General features: G+C 68.8%; 12 protein-coding genes and 1 riboswitch. Of the genes, 3 read left to right on the top strand and 9 right to left on the bottom strand.

Going from position 1 to position 17,048, the window contains the following annotated elements:
- Positions 1–76: 76 nt before the first annotated feature.
- Complete coding sequence (locus tag ACIBL3_RS08885) at positions 77–1,618, top strand: carbohydrate kinase family protein (protein WP_396352690.1); 1,542 nt, start codon at positions 77–79, stop codon at positions 1,616–1,618.
- 16 nt (positions 1,619–1,634) lie between these two features.
- Here the strand turns inward: ACIBL3_RS08885 and ACIBL3_RS08880 are convergent, their stop codons facing one another.
- Entirely contained in the window at positions 1,635–2,357 is a 723-nt protein-coding gene (locus ACIBL3_RS08880) for a hypothetical protein (RefSeq protein WP_396352689.1), read from the bottom strand.
- 601 nt (positions 2,358–2,958) lie between these two features.
- Between ACIBL3_RS08880 and ACIBL3_RS08875 the strand changes: the two genes are divergently transcribed.
- Entirely contained in the window at positions 2,959–3,114 is a 156-nt protein-coding gene (locus tag ACIBL3_RS08875) for a hypothetical protein (protein WP_396352688.1), read from the top strand.
- Between the two features lie 74 nt (positions 3,115–3,188).
- Positions 3,189–4,592: an amidase gene (locus ACIBL3_RS08870; RefSeq protein WP_396352687.1), complete on the top strand. Its 1,404-nt coding sequence runs from the start codon at positions 3,189–3,191 to the stop codon at positions 4,590–4,592.
- Here ACIBL3_RS08870 and ACIBL3_RS08865 read toward each other — a convergent pair.
- The 8 genes from ACIBL3_RS08865 to gcvP form a co-directional block, all read right to left on the bottom strand.
- Positions 4,576–5,616: a hypothetical protein gene (locus tag ACIBL3_RS08865; protein WP_396352686.1), complete on the bottom strand. Its 1,041-nt coding sequence runs from the start codon at positions 5,614–5,616 to the stop codon at positions 4,576–4,578. The genes ACIBL3_RS08870 and ACIBL3_RS08865 overlap by 17 nt on opposite strands.
- A gap of 69 nt (positions 5,617–5,685) precedes the next feature.
- Positions 5,686–7,449, bottom strand: coding sequence for an IucA/IucC family protein (locus ACIBL3_RS08860; protein ID WP_396352685.1), 1,764 nt, complete (start codon positions 7,447–7,449; stop codon positions 5,686–5,688).
- The gene (locus ACIBL3_RS08855; protein ID WP_396352684.1) at positions 7,446–8,726 is read right to left on the bottom strand and encodes a lysine N(6)-hydroxylase/L-ornithine N(5)-oxygenase family protein; all 1,281 of its coding nucleotides are present in this window, start codon (positions 8,724–8,726) and stop codon (positions 7,446–7,448) included. The genes ACIBL3_RS08860 and ACIBL3_RS08855 overlap by 4 nt, the downstream gene beginning before the upstream one ends.
- 1 nt (position 8,727) lies before the next feature.
- Positions 8,728–9,252, bottom strand: a complete 525-nt coding sequence (locus tag ACIBL3_RS08850) for a GNAT family N-acetyltransferase (protein WP_396352683.1) — start codon at positions 9,250–9,252, stop codon at positions 8,728–8,730.
- 17 nt (positions 9,253–9,269) lie between these two features.
- Positions 9,270–10,889, bottom strand: a complete 1,620-nt coding sequence (locus ACIBL3_RS08845; RefSeq protein WP_396352682.1) for an IucA/IucC family protein — start codon at positions 10,887–10,889, stop codon at positions 9,270–9,272.
- Positions 10,886–12,376 carry a pyridoxal phosphate-dependent decarboxylase family protein gene (locus ACIBL3_RS08840; RefSeq protein ID WP_396352681.1) on the bottom strand — a complete coding sequence of 497 codons (1,491 nt, stop codon included), beginning with the start codon at positions 12,374–12,376 and terminating at the stop codon, positions 10,886–10,888. Before ACIBL3_RS08840 ends, ACIBL3_RS08845 begins: the two co-directional genes overlap by 4 nt.
- 313 nt (positions 12,377–12,689) lie before the next feature.
- Positions 12,690–13,988 carry a serine hydrolase domain-containing protein gene (locus ACIBL3_RS08835; protein ID WP_396352680.1) on the bottom strand — a complete coding sequence of 433 codons (1,299 nt, stop codon included), beginning with the start codon at positions 13,986–13,988 and terminating at the stop codon, positions 12,690–12,692.
- Positions 13,985–16,756, bottom strand: coding sequence for an aminomethyl-transferring glycine dehydrogenase (gene gcvP, locus ACIBL3_RS08830; RefSeq protein WP_396352869.1), 2,772 nt, complete (start codon positions 16,754–16,756; stop codon positions 13,985–13,987). The genes ACIBL3_RS08835 and gcvP overlap by 4 nt, the downstream gene beginning before the upstream one ends.
- 148 nt (positions 16,757–16,904) lie before the next feature.
- Positions 16,905–16,994: riboswitch (glycine riboswitch) on the bottom strand.
- Positions 16,995–17,048: the final 54 nt, after the last annotated feature.

The raw sequence follows: 17,048 nt of genomic DNA, 5'->3' as shown, positions 1-17,048 counted from the left end.
GCGCGCATCCGGGTTCCCCGGTGGCCCCCTGATCCGCATACTTGGTTCGAGACGGATCGGGGAGCCCGGGGGCCGGATGACCAACCGCAGCGACAAGCAGACGGCGGACGTGCTGCTGCTTGCCAGCGTGCTCGAAAAACTCCGCACCCACGACGGCCTGACCCTCGCCCGGCTGAAGGACCCCACCCGGAACGGCATCGCGGTCCCGCTGATGGAGCTGGCCGCGACCCGCCGCTTCGCCACGGTCCACGAGCTCGACCCCGCGTCCGCCACCCTCGACCTGGTCGCCACCTGCGTCCGCGACGACCTCCACGGCACCCAGCAAATAGTCGCCGACGCAATCCTCGCCCTCGGCCTGCACGCCGAGGTCCACAACCAGGCCGGCATCGAGGACCGCATCACACGTTCGCTTTACAGCACCTCTCTCGGCCGCCGCCGCGAGACCCTGCTCGGCAACTGGCACCGCCTGCACCAGGCTCTCGGCCAGCAACCCGGCGAGGCTCCGAGCGATCGCGCCCTCCGCGGCACGACCGAACCCGCCGTACTGCGAGAGCTCGCCAACCAACTCATCCGCCGCGACATCTACTCGGTCGGCTCGAAGACCGTCGTGATGCTCGACGCCGCCCCGGCGATCGACGTTGGTCCAGCCGGCCGGATCATCGTGGTCGGCGGCGCGGTGATGGACGCCACCTTCCGGATGCGGACGCTGCCTGCGCCAGAAACCTCGACCGAGGCCTACGGCTTCGACCTCTCCCCCGGTGGCAAAGGCCTGAACCAGGCGGTCGCAGCAGCCCGTCTGGGCCTGCACACCTCCCTGATCGCCGCAGTCGCCGACGACCGCTTCGGCGAAGAGATCGTGCAGTACTTGCGGGACGAGGGGGTCGACACCTCGCTGATCAAGCGGGTTCGGGGCAGCCAGACGCCGTTCACCGGCGTGTTCGAGAAGGAGCTCGGCGACAGCATCGCGGTCAACTGGCGCAACCAGGCCGAGGTCTTCCTGTCCGAGCACGACATGGACGACCGGTACGAGCAGCTCTCCGCATGCGACGCCTTGCTGATGACGTTCGAAGTGCCGCGCAAGACGATGCAGCACACGCTGGCCATCGTCCACCGCGACCCGGACAACCGGCCGGTGGCGATCGTCACCCCGGGTCAGCCGTACGAAGACGAACGTGTCTCGGGCGAGACCTTCGGCCGGATCGACTACCTCGTCGCGCACCCCTGGGAGCTCGGCCGCTTCGTTTCACAGGGCCCAGGCGCCTTCGACCCGGATCCGGTCGCCCGGAATCTGCTCGCCTTCGGCGTGGAGACGCTCTGCATGCTGGTCAACGGCGGCTGCACGGTCTACTCCGGGCCGGCGCACGACGTCCTCAGCGTGCCGACGATCGCGTCGATCTACAAAGAGTCGTCCGCCGCCCGGGACGCCTTCTGCGCGGCCCTGGCGGCCAAGCTCATCGACAACGACCGAAGGTTCTCCGACAAGGTGGCCATCTGGGCCACCGCCGCCATGTCCTGCGCCACCGCCGACTTCCCGCTGTCCAACTCGATGCCTGACCGCAAACGCATCGAGGGCTTCCTCGCGCGCTCCCCCTTCGGCGCGAACGGCGGACGCGCCTGAGCGGAAGCGTGGGGAGTCAGCGCCGGAGGCGGCGCTGGTCGCCGGGGAGGACAGCTTCGGTGTCGCCACGGATGCGGCAGCAGTAGATGACCGAGGGGAGCAGCAGCTTGGTCGGACTCTGCTCGAACTTCTCCTGCGGATAGGCAGCGCGCAACTCGGCCAGGTTGGTTCCGCCGAAGCGCGTCCGGAGTTGACGCGGGCTCGCGTAGACGCCGTGGACGTACAGGTAGGGACGGGCCTCGATCGACATCCACTGCTGCCAGTTGGCCGCCCGGTAGCTCGCGCCGACGAATCCCAGATTGGGATCGACCGCGGTGGTGAGCAGCTGAACCGCCGGAATCTCCTGCCGGATCACCTGCCTGACTTTCGCCAGCAGAAAGGAGATCGCATTCGGCGGCGCCACGTCGAACGAATACACCCGGGACACGTCCCAGGCAGCGCCGAGCGGCACACCGAACTGTGTCTGCAACTGCCGTCCGACCTGCCTCCATTCCAGCGACGAAACGCTGCACAACGTCACCGGAAGCCTGCTCACCGGGTCGACCAGACCGAAGTTGAGCGACCCCGGGCGGGCACTGCGCAGGTAATGCAGCCGACTGAAAACAGGGTCCGCCTGGCGATTCCCGAGCTGCACGAAACGCAGGTCCGAGAGTTCGTACCGGTGCCGCGGAATAAATTCTTGGATCGCGCGCTGATCGTGCGCCAGACGCCCGCCGTTGCGATTCAGTTCGTCGATCACGTGATTCCGGCCGACCGTGCCGTCCGCACGTGCCCACCGCGGCAGGTGCAGCAGGGTGCGAACGCTCAGGGCTCGTTGCGGAACGCGGTGCCGGCGCGCGGCATCGGCCAGCAGGCCGGCGAACTCCGGAGCGTGCCTTCGGCAAGCATCGAAGGAGATCCGGGTGGGCCCGGCTACTGGAACTGAAGGCGGTGGGACGACCGCGGAAGCCGCCACGTCGGCGGCGCTGATCACCACGCCAGCATGCTAACCGACCGTTGCCGCGTCATCGCAACGTCCCAAACAAACGTGTTTTGGCGGCGTGTTGCACTCCTGACTGCCAGTTGGCAGCCGACGTGTGCCAACTGGCGCGGAACAGTACGCCGAAACGCGCCGGCGTACTGCCGGACGCCGCCAAACTCGCACCCTCCGCTGCGGACACGGTTGCCAAAATCATGTCCGGACATATCTGGTGGTGCCAATTTTTCTGGATTGACAACCGATTGTCGTGACGTTCACTGAAAGCGTAACCAGATCCGCCGATACGCCGACTCACTCTAACTCAGGAGCGGCGAAAGAGAAGCAACCAAGGGAAGTGAACCGAAGGAAAAGAGGAAACGCCATGCCTCCCAACGAATTCGTCGCGACCGTCGTCGTGCTGGCCAGTGCGGTACTCCTGATCTCCTTCTGGAAACAGATCCTGTTCATTCTGCTCTTCGGAGTGGTCCTGGTCTTCTGCTTCGGCCTCTACAACGTCGCCGCCGCGATGGGACACTGAGCTCCGCCGCAATCTCAGCCGCTCGACACCCGCCCGGGGTTCCCCGGGCGGGTATTTTTCGTAGGCTCGCAGACGTGAGTGACTCCGCTGCGGATCTCAGCCTGATCGAGGTGCTCCGATTACTGGAGCGGCGCAAGCTCTCCGCGCGCGAGCTCGTCGAGGACTGCCTGCGCCGGATCGAGCTGGCCGAGCCGACCATCCGCGCGTTCGTCACGCGGACCCCCGACCTTGCCCTGGAGGCAGCGCTGCGAGCAGACAAGGCTCGGGCTGCGGGCAAGCCGGTCGGCCCGTTGGCCGGCGTACCGGTCGCAGTGAAGGACGTGTTTCTCACAGAAGGAGTGCTCACCACGGCGGGCAGCCAGGTTCTGGCCGGCTACGTCCCGGTCGAGGACGCGGCCGTCTGGGAGCGTCTCGCCGCCGCCGGCGCCGGGATGCTCGGCAAGACGACCACACACGAGTTCGCGTACGGTACGGCGTCCACTCCGACGGCGAATCCCTGGGACGTCCGCCGTACCCCCGGTGGATCGTCGGGCGGATCCGCGGCCGCCCTGGCCGCGCGCATGGTTCCGATCGCCACCGGGACCGACACCGGCGGCTCGCTGCGGATCCCGGCCGCCGCCTGCGGCGTCTCCACCCTCCGCAGCGCCCGCGGCCGCATCTCGCGGTACGGCGTCATCCCGCTGAGCCCGTCGTTCGACGTCGCCGGTCCGATGGCCCGCAGAATGCTCGACATCTCGATCCTGATGCGTGTCCTGGCTGCCCACGACCCCCGCGACCCGGCCACGCTGGACGGTCCGTGTCCGCCGTACCCGCTCGAACCGCCGCGCGACCTGACCGGGATCCGGATCGGCCTGCCGGTCGAGATGTCCTGGCAGGACGTCGACGCGCGGATCGCGGTCGTCTGCCGGGAGGCACTCGACCTGCTGGTCGGCCGCGGCGCCGAACTGGTAGAGATCGAGAACCCGCCGAACACCAAGGAGGTCCTGGAGAAGTCCACCGGCGTCTTCGACACCATCAACGACAGCGAAGCCCATCAGTTCCACGACGCCTTTGTTCCGCGCAGCCACCTCTACACCCCGCAGGTCCGGGAGCGCGTCCGCAAAGGCGAGCGCATCAGCCCGCAGCGCTACCGCAAAGCGCTCCGCCTGCGCGACCAGTGGACCCGGGACTGGCGACAGCTCATGGAAATCCATCGCCTGGACGCGATCGCCCATCCCACCATCGACGCCGCTCCCCCACTGATTGACCACACCCGACCACCCAAAGGCCCCCGCATCCGCCTGTCGGTCCCCTGGTCGATCGCCGATTTCCCCGCCTTGAGCGTCCCCGCCGGCTTCGACGCCCGCGCCCTCCCTGTCGGCCTGTCCCTGGCGGCCCTCCCCGAACGCGAGGCCGATCTGCTGGCCTGGGGCATCCGCATCGACGAGGACCTCCAACTCTGGCGCCACGGCCCGCCGACCGCTACCGCTGAGAACTGAGCGCAGCCCCACTCAGGGCCAGCAGCCCTGCCCCGATCAACGCCGCCGCGACCCGGACCCCCAACGGAGACTGCTCTCCGAGAATCGCCGGTAGCGCGACCAGTACGGCGCCGGCGCTGGTCGCCAGCCACCGCCGAAGACTCCGTGATCTCGAGCGGTTGATCCGGAACGACAGTGGGACGTGCGCCGGGACCGTTCGCAGATCGCTCTTCTCGCTCGCCAGGCTGATCCTCACCCGCGAGAAGGTGTCGTAGTTCTGCACCGCCGGGAACAGCCAGAAGTCGACCACGTCGTACTTCAGCGCGACGTCGTACACCTCGTCGGACGCGATCCGCAGATTCGGACCCCCGGGCGTACAGGTCAGTTTGAAGCCGGCGTCCGGCAGGTATCGCTTGGTGTAGATGTTCGTGACGATCCGCAGCGACTGGCCGTCGACCGCCTCCAGCCGCCCGTCGCCGTCGTAGCGCACGGCTTTCCCCTGGTGCGTCTCGACCGACGCGACGCGCAGGAAGAACGAGCTCTCGTAGGTGCGATGAAGGGCCAGCCGCTCCGCGGCCGCGAGCCAGCGGTCGGGCGCGTTGTCAGTAGCCTCCGCCGGCAACAGCGGGAAGTTCGAGGTGGCGGAGTGGAACACGCCGTTCTCGGCGGCAGTGATCTGGTCGACCGTGATCCGGCTCTGCGCGACGATGCCCGGCAACGAGTCCGGGTAGTCCTGCAGGTTCGGGTAGCCGCCGATGCGCAACTGGAAGATGAACATCTGCGCCACCTTCTCGGCTTTCACCACGGTGGCGTAGCGGATCGGCAGCACGAAGGGATCGGTTGCCATCGTGTTCGCCGCGAACCCGAGCACTGCGGGGACGCCCTCGGCCCGGCTGTTCGACACCGCGCGTCGTACCGCCGGCGTCGCCCAGCGGGCGCTGTAGCGGAACTGGACGACGAAGCCCTCCGGCGCGGCCAGGACGGTCTGGATGTCCTCGGCGTAGCGCCGTTTGTCGTCGGACGAGAGAAGCAGCAAGCTGTCCATGGATCCCCCTCCCCAGAGCGCGGTCGGATCGCGTCCGCGGTGTGGTTCCTACCCAGGAAGGGGACCGTCCTACCAAGGTCGCAGCGGTGGGAGGGGTTCGACGGCCGACAGCGGGTTGGGGATTCGGCCGGTGCTGGGGATGGGTGGGCGGGTGGCTAGGTCGGTGTAGCCGAGGGTTAGGCGGTAGGCGTTGAGGGGGTATTGGGTGAAGGTTTCGGCGGTCAGGGCGGTGGCGGCCAGGCGGCCGGCGTACTCGGGGTGGGTTTGGGTGTAGAGGTCGATCTCGCCTCGAGTCAGGGCCCAGAAGGTTTCGGGGTCCAGGAGGTTGGTTTCTTCGAGGAGGTCGGCGAGGGGGTTGAGGACGCCCAGGAGGAGGGCGTCGACGAGGTACTGGCGGAGGATGGGCCACGGCTTGCGCGGGAGGACTCGGGTGTGGGAGTCGGGTTCGGGGCCTCGGGCAAGGATGGGGGTGGTGGAGATGTTGATGTCGTCGACGAGGTCCTTGATGACGATGCGGGCGGGGAGGCCTTCGGGGCCGCAGACGACGGCGAGATTTTCGCCGTGCGGGTTCACTGTGATGCCGTAGTGGTGCATCAGGTGCAGGAGCGGGCGGAGCAACGCCGACAGCAGGTGTGAGATCCACTCGCGGGGTGCGGCGCCGGACTTGTCGATCAGGGCCTCGACGAGGGGACCTTCGGGAGTCGTGTGCAGTACGGCGGCCAGCGCCCAAGCGGTCTCGTTCGGGTGCAGACGAGGGTCCAGTGGGTCGCGCCAGATGCAGCCGAGGGTCTCGGTCCACTGGTACGGGATGCCGGGAGCACTCGACAGCTGCGGGTGCCGGACGGTGACGGACGCGACCTCGCCGAGCAGTTCGGTGCCGAGCCGACCGAGGATCTCGTCGCGGTACCACAGGCCGCGCAGCCACTGGGTGATCATCGGCGCCGCCAGCGTGCAGTGCTCGGGGATGCCGCGGTAGACCGAGGTGTTGAGGATCTTCAGCGGCAGCTTGACCTGGTAGCGCAGCGGCTGGGAGATGTTCACCATGGTCCGGATCGACTGCGTCGGCAGGTAGTCGTCCGGCCCCTCCCCCAGTACGACGATCTCCCCGTTGGCCAGCTCACGCGCCCACTGCGTCCGTACGACGTGGTCCAGCTGCCACGGATGGCACGGCAACCACACGTACGAGGCCGGATCGACCAGCTGACCCCGGAACGCCTCCAACGCGTCCGGTCCGAGCTCTCGCCCGACCACCGAGTGCTCCGACAGGTCCGGCGTACCACGGAACTCCGCAAGCCCCCGACGTACGGCGAGCCACACCAGACGCAGCGGAGTCCGTGCCTCCGGCGCGTACCGCAGGCTGTCGTCGGCCGAGAAGCCCAGTCGCCCCTTGTTGGCCACCAGCAACGGATGTCCGGTCAGGTGACCTTCCAAGCGGCTGTGGTGACGGTCCAGCAACTCCGACCGCGGGACTGCGGTCGACGCCATCCGTACGTCGGCCGCCAACGTGCTCGCCAGCTCCGCCACGTACCCGGCCACAGTGGACCCGTCCAGCCCCAGTACGTCGGCTGCGTCGACCAGGAACTGCACTGGGTCGGTCGCGACTTCACTCTCGTCGTTGCCCAGGATCCCGGCCGTCGTACGGCGTACCGAGTCCGGAGCCACCCGCCAACTGCCGAAGGCGCCTCGGGTGGCGGCGAAGGTGTAGGACACCGGCCCGAGGTCGAGGCGATTGTCGACCGGCTGCAGCAGGTTCTCGGTGCAGAACTGGGAGATCAGCTTCGCCAGGAGCTCCGACGAACACCGGGTCCACTCGCTCATCCGGGCCGAGCTCATCCGGGGATGGTGAAGCTGGTGAAGGCCGTGGACTTGGGCAGCCGGAACACCTCGCGCCCGGCCACTGCGTTGAGGATCGTGGCGTTGCGGATGGCACCGATCCCGAGGTCCGGCGCCGCGACACCGTGGCTGTGCAGGTCGGCGTTCGCGACGAACAGTCGGCCGGTCAGCGTGTCCTCGGTGGCGACGCTGTGGTCCCGGTTGATGATCCACCGGCCGGCGGCGTCCCGTCGTACCTGCTCCTCCAACGCGGTCATGAAGGGCAGCGGGCGGTTGCGGTAGCCCGTCGCGGCCACCACCGCGTCGGTGAAGTGCTGGAAGGTCTTGCCGCTGTCGGCGTGGTGCAGCGTCAGTTCGATGCCGTCGGCACGGGCCACCGCGGACACGATGGCTACGCCGCACTGCAGCTCGACCGGTGCGACTGGCGCAGCGCCGAGGTCGCGTTGGTAGAGCACGTCGTGGATGTCGTCGAGCGTGTCGGACGAGATGCCCTTGTAGTGCCGCCACTGATCCTTGACCAGCTTGTCGCGGGTCGACTCATCCAGTGCGTGAAAGTAGTCGACGTACGACGGCGTCGTCATCTCCAGCACGAGCTTCGAGTAGTCCAGCGGGGCGAACGACGGCGTACGGGTCAGCCAGGACACTGCAGGCCCACCAGAGCCGTTGGCACGCAGCAGGTCGAGTGCACACTCGGCACCGGACTGCCCCGAGCCCACGACAGTGACACGCCCCGCCCGCAGTAGGTCGTCGCGACGGAATAGGTAGTCAGCAGAGTGCAGGAAGCGCTCCTCCGGCAGACCGCTCAACGCGGCAGGTACGGACGGCTCGGTACCCACACCGACCACCAGATGCCGCGCCGCGAACACCTCCACTCCGTCGGCGCGCTCTACTGTGAGCTGGAACGCCGAGCCGTCCCACGTCACGTCCCGGACGTGGTGACCGAAGTGCAGCGAGTCCAGCTGCGCCGCGCACCAGCGCAGGTAGGCCTCGTACTCCCGGCGGGTCGGGTGGAACTTCTCCCGGACGTAGAACTGGTACAGCCGGTCGTTGTCCCGCAGGTACGACAGGAACGACAGCGGATGCGCCGGCTCGACCAAGCTGACCAGGTCGGCCAGGAACGACACCTGCAGCATCGCGTCGTCGAACATCAGCCCGCGGTGCCAGGTGAACTCCGGACGGCTGTCCAGCACCGCGATGCGTACGTCGTCCACACCGTCGGCCAGCGCGGCCAGGCCGAGGTTGAACGGCCCGCAGCCGATCGCGATCACGTCATACATGTCATGCCTCCACGGTCCGGGTGCGGACCATCAGTAGTGCGGTCTTGTCGGGAAGCTGTAGCTCCCCTTGCCGGACGAACCCGGCCGCGGCGAACGCGCGGACGGACTGCGTGTTGTCGATGTCGGGCTCGGCGACGACCCGCCGGCAGTCCGCGTCGGACTCCAGGAGGGCGTCGGCCAATGCACGGAGCAGCCGACGACCGAGGCCGCGGCCGATCCGGGTGAGGTCGCCGATGGCGACGTGGACTCCCCAGTCGTGGTCGTCGCTCGGGTAGTACTCGGCCAGCCGGTCGTATCGCACCCGGTAGAGCTCGACGTACCCGAAGTCCTCCGAGTCGACTGACACCACACAAGGTGTCGAGTGCTCCCCTGCCGTCTGCGTGCTCAGCTCTTCGGCCCACTGCTCGACCGACCAGTCCTGGTGCCACCAGCGCTTGATGTGCGGCTGTGCCATCCAGAGCGCGATCGTCGCGGCGTCGTCAGGCCCTGCGGGTCGCAGGTCGAAGCCGTTGTCGAGATGCAACATCGGTCGGACGTCGCACCTCATCGCAGCGGATTCGGAATGTCGAGGTAGACCGATTGAGCGTCCAGAGGCGCAACTACTTCGTCGATACCGCGCAACCGAGTCAGCATGTTCGCCTTGCACGGCAACGTGTCCGCCTCGAGCCACCGGCGAGCCAACCGATCGCCATCCGGCCCAGCAGCCTTCAGCAACGGCAACGCGAGCGTCAGCCGATCACGCACCACACCAAGCAACGCATCCTCGTCGGCGATCCCGTCGTACGCCAGACACCCGACAACGGCCAGCGCTTGGTTGTGCAGCAGGTAGTAGGTCAGTCGATCGTCGACAATCGGATCATCGACAACCGCCAGTGTGGAGTCCCGCAGCCTGGTCACAGCCAACAGACCACGCAGGTACGACGAAGCCAGGTAGTACCCCTGGTTGTCGCGATACGCACCGCCCTTGATCCGCCCGACACCGTCAAGCCGCACCAGCGTGTTCTGCTGATGCGCCTCGAGTCCGATCCCGGTCTCGGCATACAGGTGCAACATCGGGATCAGCACGTTGTCGATGTACGACGCCACCCAGCCGACCGGGTCCTCAGCGGCGTACTCGCTCAACCGGCTGACCCCACCGGGCCGCGGCGCGACCAGACCGGCCAGGCACGCGTAGCTGTCGACATCAGCCGGCACCTCCCGTACGGCGACGTCCAGGCCGGTCAGCGTGGGTCCGCCCTCATCCAGGGCTACCCACGCCGGATCGCGGACGATGGTGAACCGGGGGTGCGCGGTCGCCGTACCGGCGTTGTACGCCGCGTCCAGCAACCTGTTGATCTCCAGGCCGCGGCGTAGCTCGGTCGGCGTCGACTCGCGGCGGGAGTTGGTGATGCGCAGGCCGAGCGACAGCTTCAGCATGACCGGCAGGTCCGGGTGGTACACGGTCCGCAGGCTCGACGTCGGGTACCACTGGGCTCCCTGCGGACCCAGTGCCTTGACGCGACCAGCAGACACGAGCTCGGCCACCCGTGGGCGCTGCAGCACGGACGCCGCCTGCCATGGGTGTGCCGGGATCAGCACCCGGCCCGCGGAGGGAGTGATGCCGGCCAGCGCGCCCATCAACTGCAGAGCGTCCAGTCCCTGCAGCGCGGGCGAGCCGGCCACCTGGTCCGACGACACCAGCTCGGCGTCGGCTTCGAACCAGTGCACTGCGAAGCGGCCGCCGAGCTCCGGCGAGTACGCCGCCAGCTCGTCACCGCTCAGTCCGTCCCGGCTCTTCGGGGCCGGGTGGTTCAGATGACCGAACAGCAGCGCCTGCTCCAGCTCCAGGAACCGTCCCGGACCACGCTCGCCGTCTGCCTCGGCGACGAACCGGTCGACGTTGCGGACCGACTCCGCCGTACGGGTCGCCAGATCCTCGACCTCGGCCGGGTCCGCACCGGTGGACAGCAACCTGACCAGGTCCTCCGGCGCCGGCGGCACGCCGTCCACAAGTACGTCGGTGAACTGGTGCAGGCCGGTCCGGGACGCGTGCTCGACCCGCGCCGTCACGGTCGACGAGCCGACGTCGAACGCCAGCGGACCGACCGCGACCGGGACCGGTGTCTCCCGCGTGTAGCACCGCAGGATCGCATTCAGGTGAGCAGCAACGGCAATGGATATCACGCGGCTCCTTCGCCACTTTCCGCCCGGACGTCCAGGCCGGTGGCGACGACCTGGTCGAGCAGTTCCTCGATGTCCGTCGCGGTGGCGTTCGGGTTCAGCAGCGTCAGCTTCAACGCGACCGCAGCCGGCCGGCCGCCCCGGGCCGGCAGCTTGGTCCGGCCGATCAGCGCCCGTCCGGACGTCAGCAACCGGCGCCGGACCTCCCCCTGGAGGGCGTCCGCCTCGGCCGCCTCCAGGCCCTCCCCCGCGACCCGGAACAGCACCGTGGTCAGGGTCACCGGCGCCAGCAATTCCAAGTTGCTGTCGGCAACGACCCGGGCCGCGGCGGCGTGCGCGAGCTCGTGACAGGTGTCGAGCATTGTGCCCAGGCCGGCCCGTCCGTATGCCGTCAAGGTGGTGGCGACTTTGACCGCGTCCGGGCGGCGAGTGGTCTGCAGGCTCCGGCCGAGCAGGCCGTCCAGGCCGGAGTCGATGTCGTCGGCCGGGTTCAGGTAGTCGACCGAACGCCCGAAGGAGGCGAACCGGTTCTTGTCCGCCACCAGCAGCACACTGGTCGCGGCCGGCTGCCAGCCGATCTTGTGCAGGTCCAGCGTCACCGAGTCAGCGTGCGACAGGTCGGCCAGCAGCGGGGCGAGCTGCTCGGAGAACAGCGCGCCGAACCCGTACGCCGCGTCGACGTGCACCCAGGCGCCGTACTGCCGGGCCAACTCGGCGATCGGCGCGATCGGGTCGATCGAGCCGAAGTCCGTCGTACCGGCCGTCGCCACCACCGCGACCGGAGTGCGGCCCGGCTTGGCGAGCTCGTCGGCCAGCACGTCGGTGCGCATCCGGAAGTTCTCGTCGGCGGCGATGGTGACCGCGGCTTCCTCTCCGAGCCCGAGGGCGGCACACGCCCGCTGGACCGAGAAGTGGGCGAGCTCGGAGCAGAACACGACCGGGTGGTCGAGTCCCTGCAGGCCGTTGCGCCGTACGTCGACGCCGACCGCCGCGGCCGCGCTGTCGCGGGCGATCAGTACGGCGAGCAGGTTGGAGATCGAACCGCCCGGAGTGAGTACGCCGTCCGCGTCCGGACCGAATCCGGCCAGCCCGGCCAGCGCCTGGACGACCCAGCGCTCGATCGCCAGTGTCGCCGGACCGGAGTCGTAGGTGTCCATCGACGCGTTGCTCGCCGAGGCCAGGGCGTCTGCGTCGACCGCGACCTGCAGGACCGGCGGCTGCAGGTGGGCGGCGGCGTGCGGGTGGCTGAGGTCGATTCCGTTGTCCGCGAGCAGTCCCGCGATCAGGTCCAGCGCGGCCGACTCACCGACCCCGGTCGAGGGAATGCGCGGCTCCCCCAGTACGTCGGCGGTCCGCCGCAACACGTCGGCGGGCGAACCGGCCGGCAACGGCCCGCGGCCGGGATCGGAGACGGTCGAGGCCAGTGGCCACGAAGTGAACGGGCTGCGCGCCCGGGCGGGCAGCGCAGTCAGACGCGCGGGTTGCGGCATCCAGATCTCCCGAAGAAGTTGTTAGGTAAACCTTAGTAAGGCAGCCCTAACTTAGTCCTGCTGCTCAGTACCGTGTCAACTCCGCTGCGTGGCTGTCCGGCAACTGAAACCCCATCCCCGCAGGAGAAACCACAATCACCGATCCACCGGTGTGGCGAGCTTCACGTGGCTGAGTCCCACCCCACCCAGCTCACCGGCAACTGCCCGCCCAGAACCTGCAACCGACCGCCCGTCGCGCGCCTCCGTGGACCCCCATGCCAAGGCGGTTGACCCGCGAGGAGGGCTCTACACGCTGCGCATCCCGTCCCGGCGATCAGGCGTCGTAGGGCGTGCGGGTCAGGAGGAAGGTGGCGACGTTGAGGCGGGTGCTGCCGTTGTCGCGGATGACGCGGAGTTTCTCGCCGGCGAAGTAGCCGTCGCGGCCCTGGTAGAGGTCGGGGCCGAGGGGTGAGAAGCGGGAGGTGAGGGCGCCGGTGAGCTGCAGGATGCCGCCGGAGACGACCATGGTCACCGGCGAGTTGCCCCAGTACCAGTGACCGAGCAGCTCGGAGCCCTGGTCCAGCGTCGGCTCGGGCACCCACTCCTGCGGCAGCGAGGGCTCGTGGGTGACCAGGATGCGAAGCAGGTCCGGCGGTAGCGACGCGACCCGTCCGTACGTCGCGTTGCCCAACGTCACCGCACCGATCCGGCGGGCCCGGTCGACGAACAGCCCGGCCAGGAACCCAGGCATCGAGCCGGTGTGGCCGATCAGCAGGTTGGGGTCGTCGGCGATCAGCCGGAGGCCGAGACCGTACGACGCGGTCAGACCCTCCCGCGGATCGGCAGCCGACGGCGCCGCCATCTCCTCCACCGTGTCCCGGCTGAGCACCTCGTGGACCGGGTCGATCCAGAACCGCGCGTACGTCGCCAGGTCCTCGATCGTGCTCCACAATTGCCCAGCCGGCGCCATCGCACCGGAGTCGTACGCGGGCTCCTCCAGGAGCTGCCCGCTGAACGGATGCACCGAGAACCCTTGCGCGGACGGTCCGGCCGGGAAGTACGTCGTACGGCGCATCTCCAGCGGGTCGAGGATGCGGTCCTGGACCAGCTCGAGCCAGGACGCGCCACGCAGCCGGGCGACGAGCTCACCGAGCAGGCCGTACCCGAGGTTCGAGTAGTGGTGCCGCCGATCGGCCGGACCGGCGGCCTGCGACTCGTCCATCGCCGCGGCCAACTGCTCGAACGAGACACCCGGATTGCGTTCCCACCATGGGCCTTCCGGCTCGGCGTTCATGCCACCGCTGTGCGCGAGCAGGTGCCGGATCGTCCGGTCCCCGAAGGCGATCCCGGGCAGATGCTTGCCCACAGCATCGTTCAACCCGAGCAACCCGTCGTCACGGCACTGCATGACCAGGACCGCGGTCAGCGTCTTCGTGATCGACCCGATCCGGTACTGCACGTCCGGACCAGGCGCCCCACCGTCCACCGTCGCGAACTGCCCCCGCGACCCGGTCCACACCAACTCCCCGTCCCGGAGCACCCCAGCGTTGACCGACGGCAACTTCCATTCGCTCTGCGCCGCCGCAACCTCGGCAAACAGAGCAGCGGCGGTCGCAGGACGAACTTCGGTCACTCAAAGGCCTCCGGGGATGGGCAGGAGCAGATCAGGTTGCGGTCGCCGTAGGCGCCGTCGATGCGGCGGACCGGTGGCCAGTACTTCGAGGTGCGGTCGACCGAGCGTGGGAACGCGGCCTCCTCGCGAGTGTAGGCGTGCTCCCACTTGTCGTTGATCACCGACTCGGCGGTGTGCGGGGCGTTCACCAGCGGGTTGTCCGCGGCCGGCCACTCCCCCGCCGCGACCCGGTCGATCTCGTGCCGGATCGCGATCATCGCGTCGCAGAACCGGTCCAGCTCACCCAGGTCCTCGGACTCGGTCGGCTCGACCATCAGCGTGCCGGCCACCGGGAACGACATCGTCGGCGCGTGGAAGCCGTAGTCGATCAGCCGCTTCGCGACGTCGTCGACGCTGATCCCGGTCTCCTTCGTCATCGGCCGCAGGTCGAGGATGCACTCGTGCGCGACCAGGCCGTTCTCGCCGGTGTAGAGCACCGGGAACGCGCCCTCGAGCCGCTTCGCCACGTAGTTCGCGGTGAGTACGGCAGCCTTGGTCGCGGCGGTCAGGCCCTCGGCGCCCATCATCCGGATGTACGCCCACGAGATCGCCAGCACGCCCGCGGACCCGAACGGCGCCGCGCTGATCGGCCCGACACCGGACTCCGGCCCAGCCTGGTCGAGCAGCGGGTGGTTCGGCAGGTACGGCGCCAGGTGCGCGGCGACCGCCACCGGGCCGACCCCCGGGCCGCCGCCACCGTGCGGGATGCAGAACGTCTTGTGCAGGTTCAGGTGGCTGACGTCGCCGCCGAACTCACCGGGCTTGGCCAGGCCGAGCAACGCGTTCAGGTTCGCGCCGTCGACGTACACCTGGCCACCGTGGTCGTGGACGATCTGGCAGACCTCGCGCACGCTCTCCTCGTACACACCGTGCGTCGAGGGGTAGGTGATCATGATCGCGGCAAGCTTCGAAGCGTGCTCGGAAGCCTTCGACCGCAGGTCGTCCAGGTCGATCGTGCCATCGTCGTTGCCCTTGACAACGACCACCTTCATACCGGCCATCACCGCGGAGGCGGCATTGGTCCCGTGCGCGCTGGCCGGGATCAGGCAGACGTTGCGGTCCTGGTCGCCGTTCGCCCGGTGGTAGCCGCGGATCGCGAGCAGGCCGGCCAGCTCACCCTGGGAGCCGGCGTTCGGCTGGATCGACACCTTCGCGTAGCCGGTCACCTCGGCCAGCCAGCGCTCCAGCTGGCCGATCAGCTTCACGTACCCGGCCGCGTCCTCGACCGGCGCGAACGGGTGCAGGTCGGCGAACTCCGGCCAGGTGACCGGCTCCATCTCGGTGGTCGCGTTGAGCTTCATCGTGCACGAGCCGAGCGGGATCATCCCGCGGTCCAGCGCGTAGTCGTAGTCCGACAGCTTGCGCAGGTACCGCAGCATCGCGGTCTCGGACCGGTGTGTGTTGAAGACCGGGTGCGTCAGGTAGTCCGACGTACGGCGCACCGCCTCGGGCAACGCGGTCGCCGAGAGCGCGCCGTCGTACCGCAGGTCGAAGGCGTCACAGACCGACCGGAGCGCGTGGGCGTCGGTCTTCTCGTCGCAGGAGATGCCGACGTGGTCGGCGTCGACGAGCCGCAGCCAGATCCCGTTCTGCCGGGCGGCGTCGACCACGTCCGCGGCGCGACCCGGGACCCGGGCCAGCACGGTGTCGAAGAAGTTGTCGTGCACAACCTCCACGCCACCGGCGCGCAGGGAGGCGGCCAGCTTGCCGGCGTAGTCGTGGACGCGCGCGGCGATCGACTTCAGGCCGTCCGGCCCGTGGTAGACGGCGTACATCGACGCGACCACGGCCAGCAGGACCTGCGCCGTACAGATGTTCGAGGTCGCCTTCTCGCGGCGGATGTGCTGCTCGCGGGTCTGCAGCGCCAGCCGGTACGCCGGTGCGCCGTCGGCGTCGACCGACACCCCGACAAGGCGACCCGGCAACGACCGCTCGAGACCGGAGCGGACGGACATGAAGCCGGCGTGCGGACCACCGTAGAACAGCGGTACGCCGAAGCGCTGCGACGACCCGATCACGATGTCGGCACCGGCCTCACCCGGCGCCTCGAGCAGCGTCAGCGCGAGCAGGTCGGACGCGACCGCGACCAGGGTGTCGCGCTCGTGCGCGGCTTCGACCAGCGGCTTGAGGTCGCGGACGAGTCCGCCGGCGCCCGGGTACTGCACCAGGAAGCCGAAGAAGTCACCCTCGGGCAGGCCGTCGGTGGTGTCGGCGACCACGACCTCGATGCCGAGCGCCTCGGCCCGGGTCTGCACTACTGCGATGGTCTGAGCGAAGCAGTCCGCGTCGACCAGGAACCGGTCGGACTTGCTCTTCTTGTTGGACCGGTGCGCCAGCGTCATCGCCTCGGCGGCCGCGGTGCCCTCGTCGAGCAGCGACGCGTTCGCGGTCGGCAGCCCGGTCAGGTCGGAGACCACGGTCTGGAAGTTCAGCAGCGCCTCGAGCCGGCCCTGGGAGATCTCCGGCTGGTACGGCGTGTAGGCCGTGTACCAGGCCGGGTTCTCGACCAGACGGCGGACGATGACGGATGGGGTGAAGGTGCCGTAGTACCCCTGGCCGATCATCGAGGTGGCGACGTTGTTGCGCGCCGCGAGCCCGCGCAGCTCGTGCAGCGCGTCGACCTCGGAGGCCGGGTCGGGGAGCCGGAGCGCCTCGGCGGACCGGATCGACGCCGGGACGGCGGCGTCCACGAGCGCGTCGACGTCGTCGTACCCGAGAAGCTGGACCATTCGCGCGACCTCGTCCGGGCGCGGTCCGATGTGACGGTCGGCGAAGGCGGCCGAGACCTGTGGCGTGTCGTTCACTAGAGGCTCCGTTGCTGACAGTGCTGCCGGTGGCCTCCCCCTCTGTCACGCCCGGTGCGCGCTCCAGAGTCGCCTGTGGCACTCGGTCCATGGGCCTGAGAGGTTCCGGGGAGGAATTGCCCCTTCGGCGCCCGGATCAACGGGTCTCTCCCGAGTGCTGTGTACGGCTGTCCCGAGGCTACCAGGAATCGCCGAACACTTCGGTCACCAGCCTCCG

Origin of the sequence: Kribbella sp. NPDC050124 (assembly GCF_044460355.1) — a bacterium.
Taxonomy (GTDB): domain Bacteria; phylum Actinomycetota; class Actinomycetes; order Propionibacteriales; family Kribbellaceae; genus Kribbella.
Note: the sequence above shows the minus strand (reverse complement) of the source record. Positions and strands in the feature narration are given on the sequence as shown.

What these genes read in the sequence shown, in the direction of transcription:
- ACIBL3_RS08885 (WP_396352690.1), top strand. Translation starts at nt 77, where the DNA reads ATGACCAACCGCAGCGACAAGCAGACGGCGGACGTGCTGCTGCTTGCC.
- ACIBL3_RS08840 (WP_396352681.1), bottom strand. Translation starts at nt 12,376, where the DNA reads ATGCCGCAACCCGCGCGTCTGACTGCGCTGCCCGCCCGGGCGCGCAGC.
- ACIBL3_RS08860 (WP_396352685.1), bottom strand. Translation starts at nt 7,449, where the DNA reads ATGAGCTCGGCCCGGATGAGCGAGTGGACCCGGTGTTCGTCGGAGCTC.
- ACIBL3_RS08865 (WP_396352686.1), bottom strand. Translation starts at nt 5,616, where the DNA reads ATGGACAGCTTGCTGCTTCTCTCGTCCGACGACAAACGGCGCTACGCC.
- ACIBL3_RS08875 (WP_396352688.1), top strand. Translation starts at nt 2,959, where the DNA reads ATGCCTCCCAACGAATTCGTCGCGACCGTCGTCGTGCTGGCCAGTGCG.
- gcvP (WP_396352869.1), bottom strand. Translation starts at nt 16,756, where the DNA reads ATGGTCCAGCTTCTCGGGTACGACGACGTCGACGCGCTCGTGGACGCC.
- ACIBL3_RS08850 (WP_396352683.1), bottom strand. Translation starts at nt 9,252, where the DNA reads ATGTTGCATCTCGACAACGGCTTCGACCTGCGACCCGCAGGGCCTGAC.
- ACIBL3_RS08855 (WP_396352684.1), bottom strand. Translation starts at nt 8,726, where the DNA reads ATGTATGACGTGATCGCGATCGGCTGCGGGCCGTTCAACCTCGGCCTG.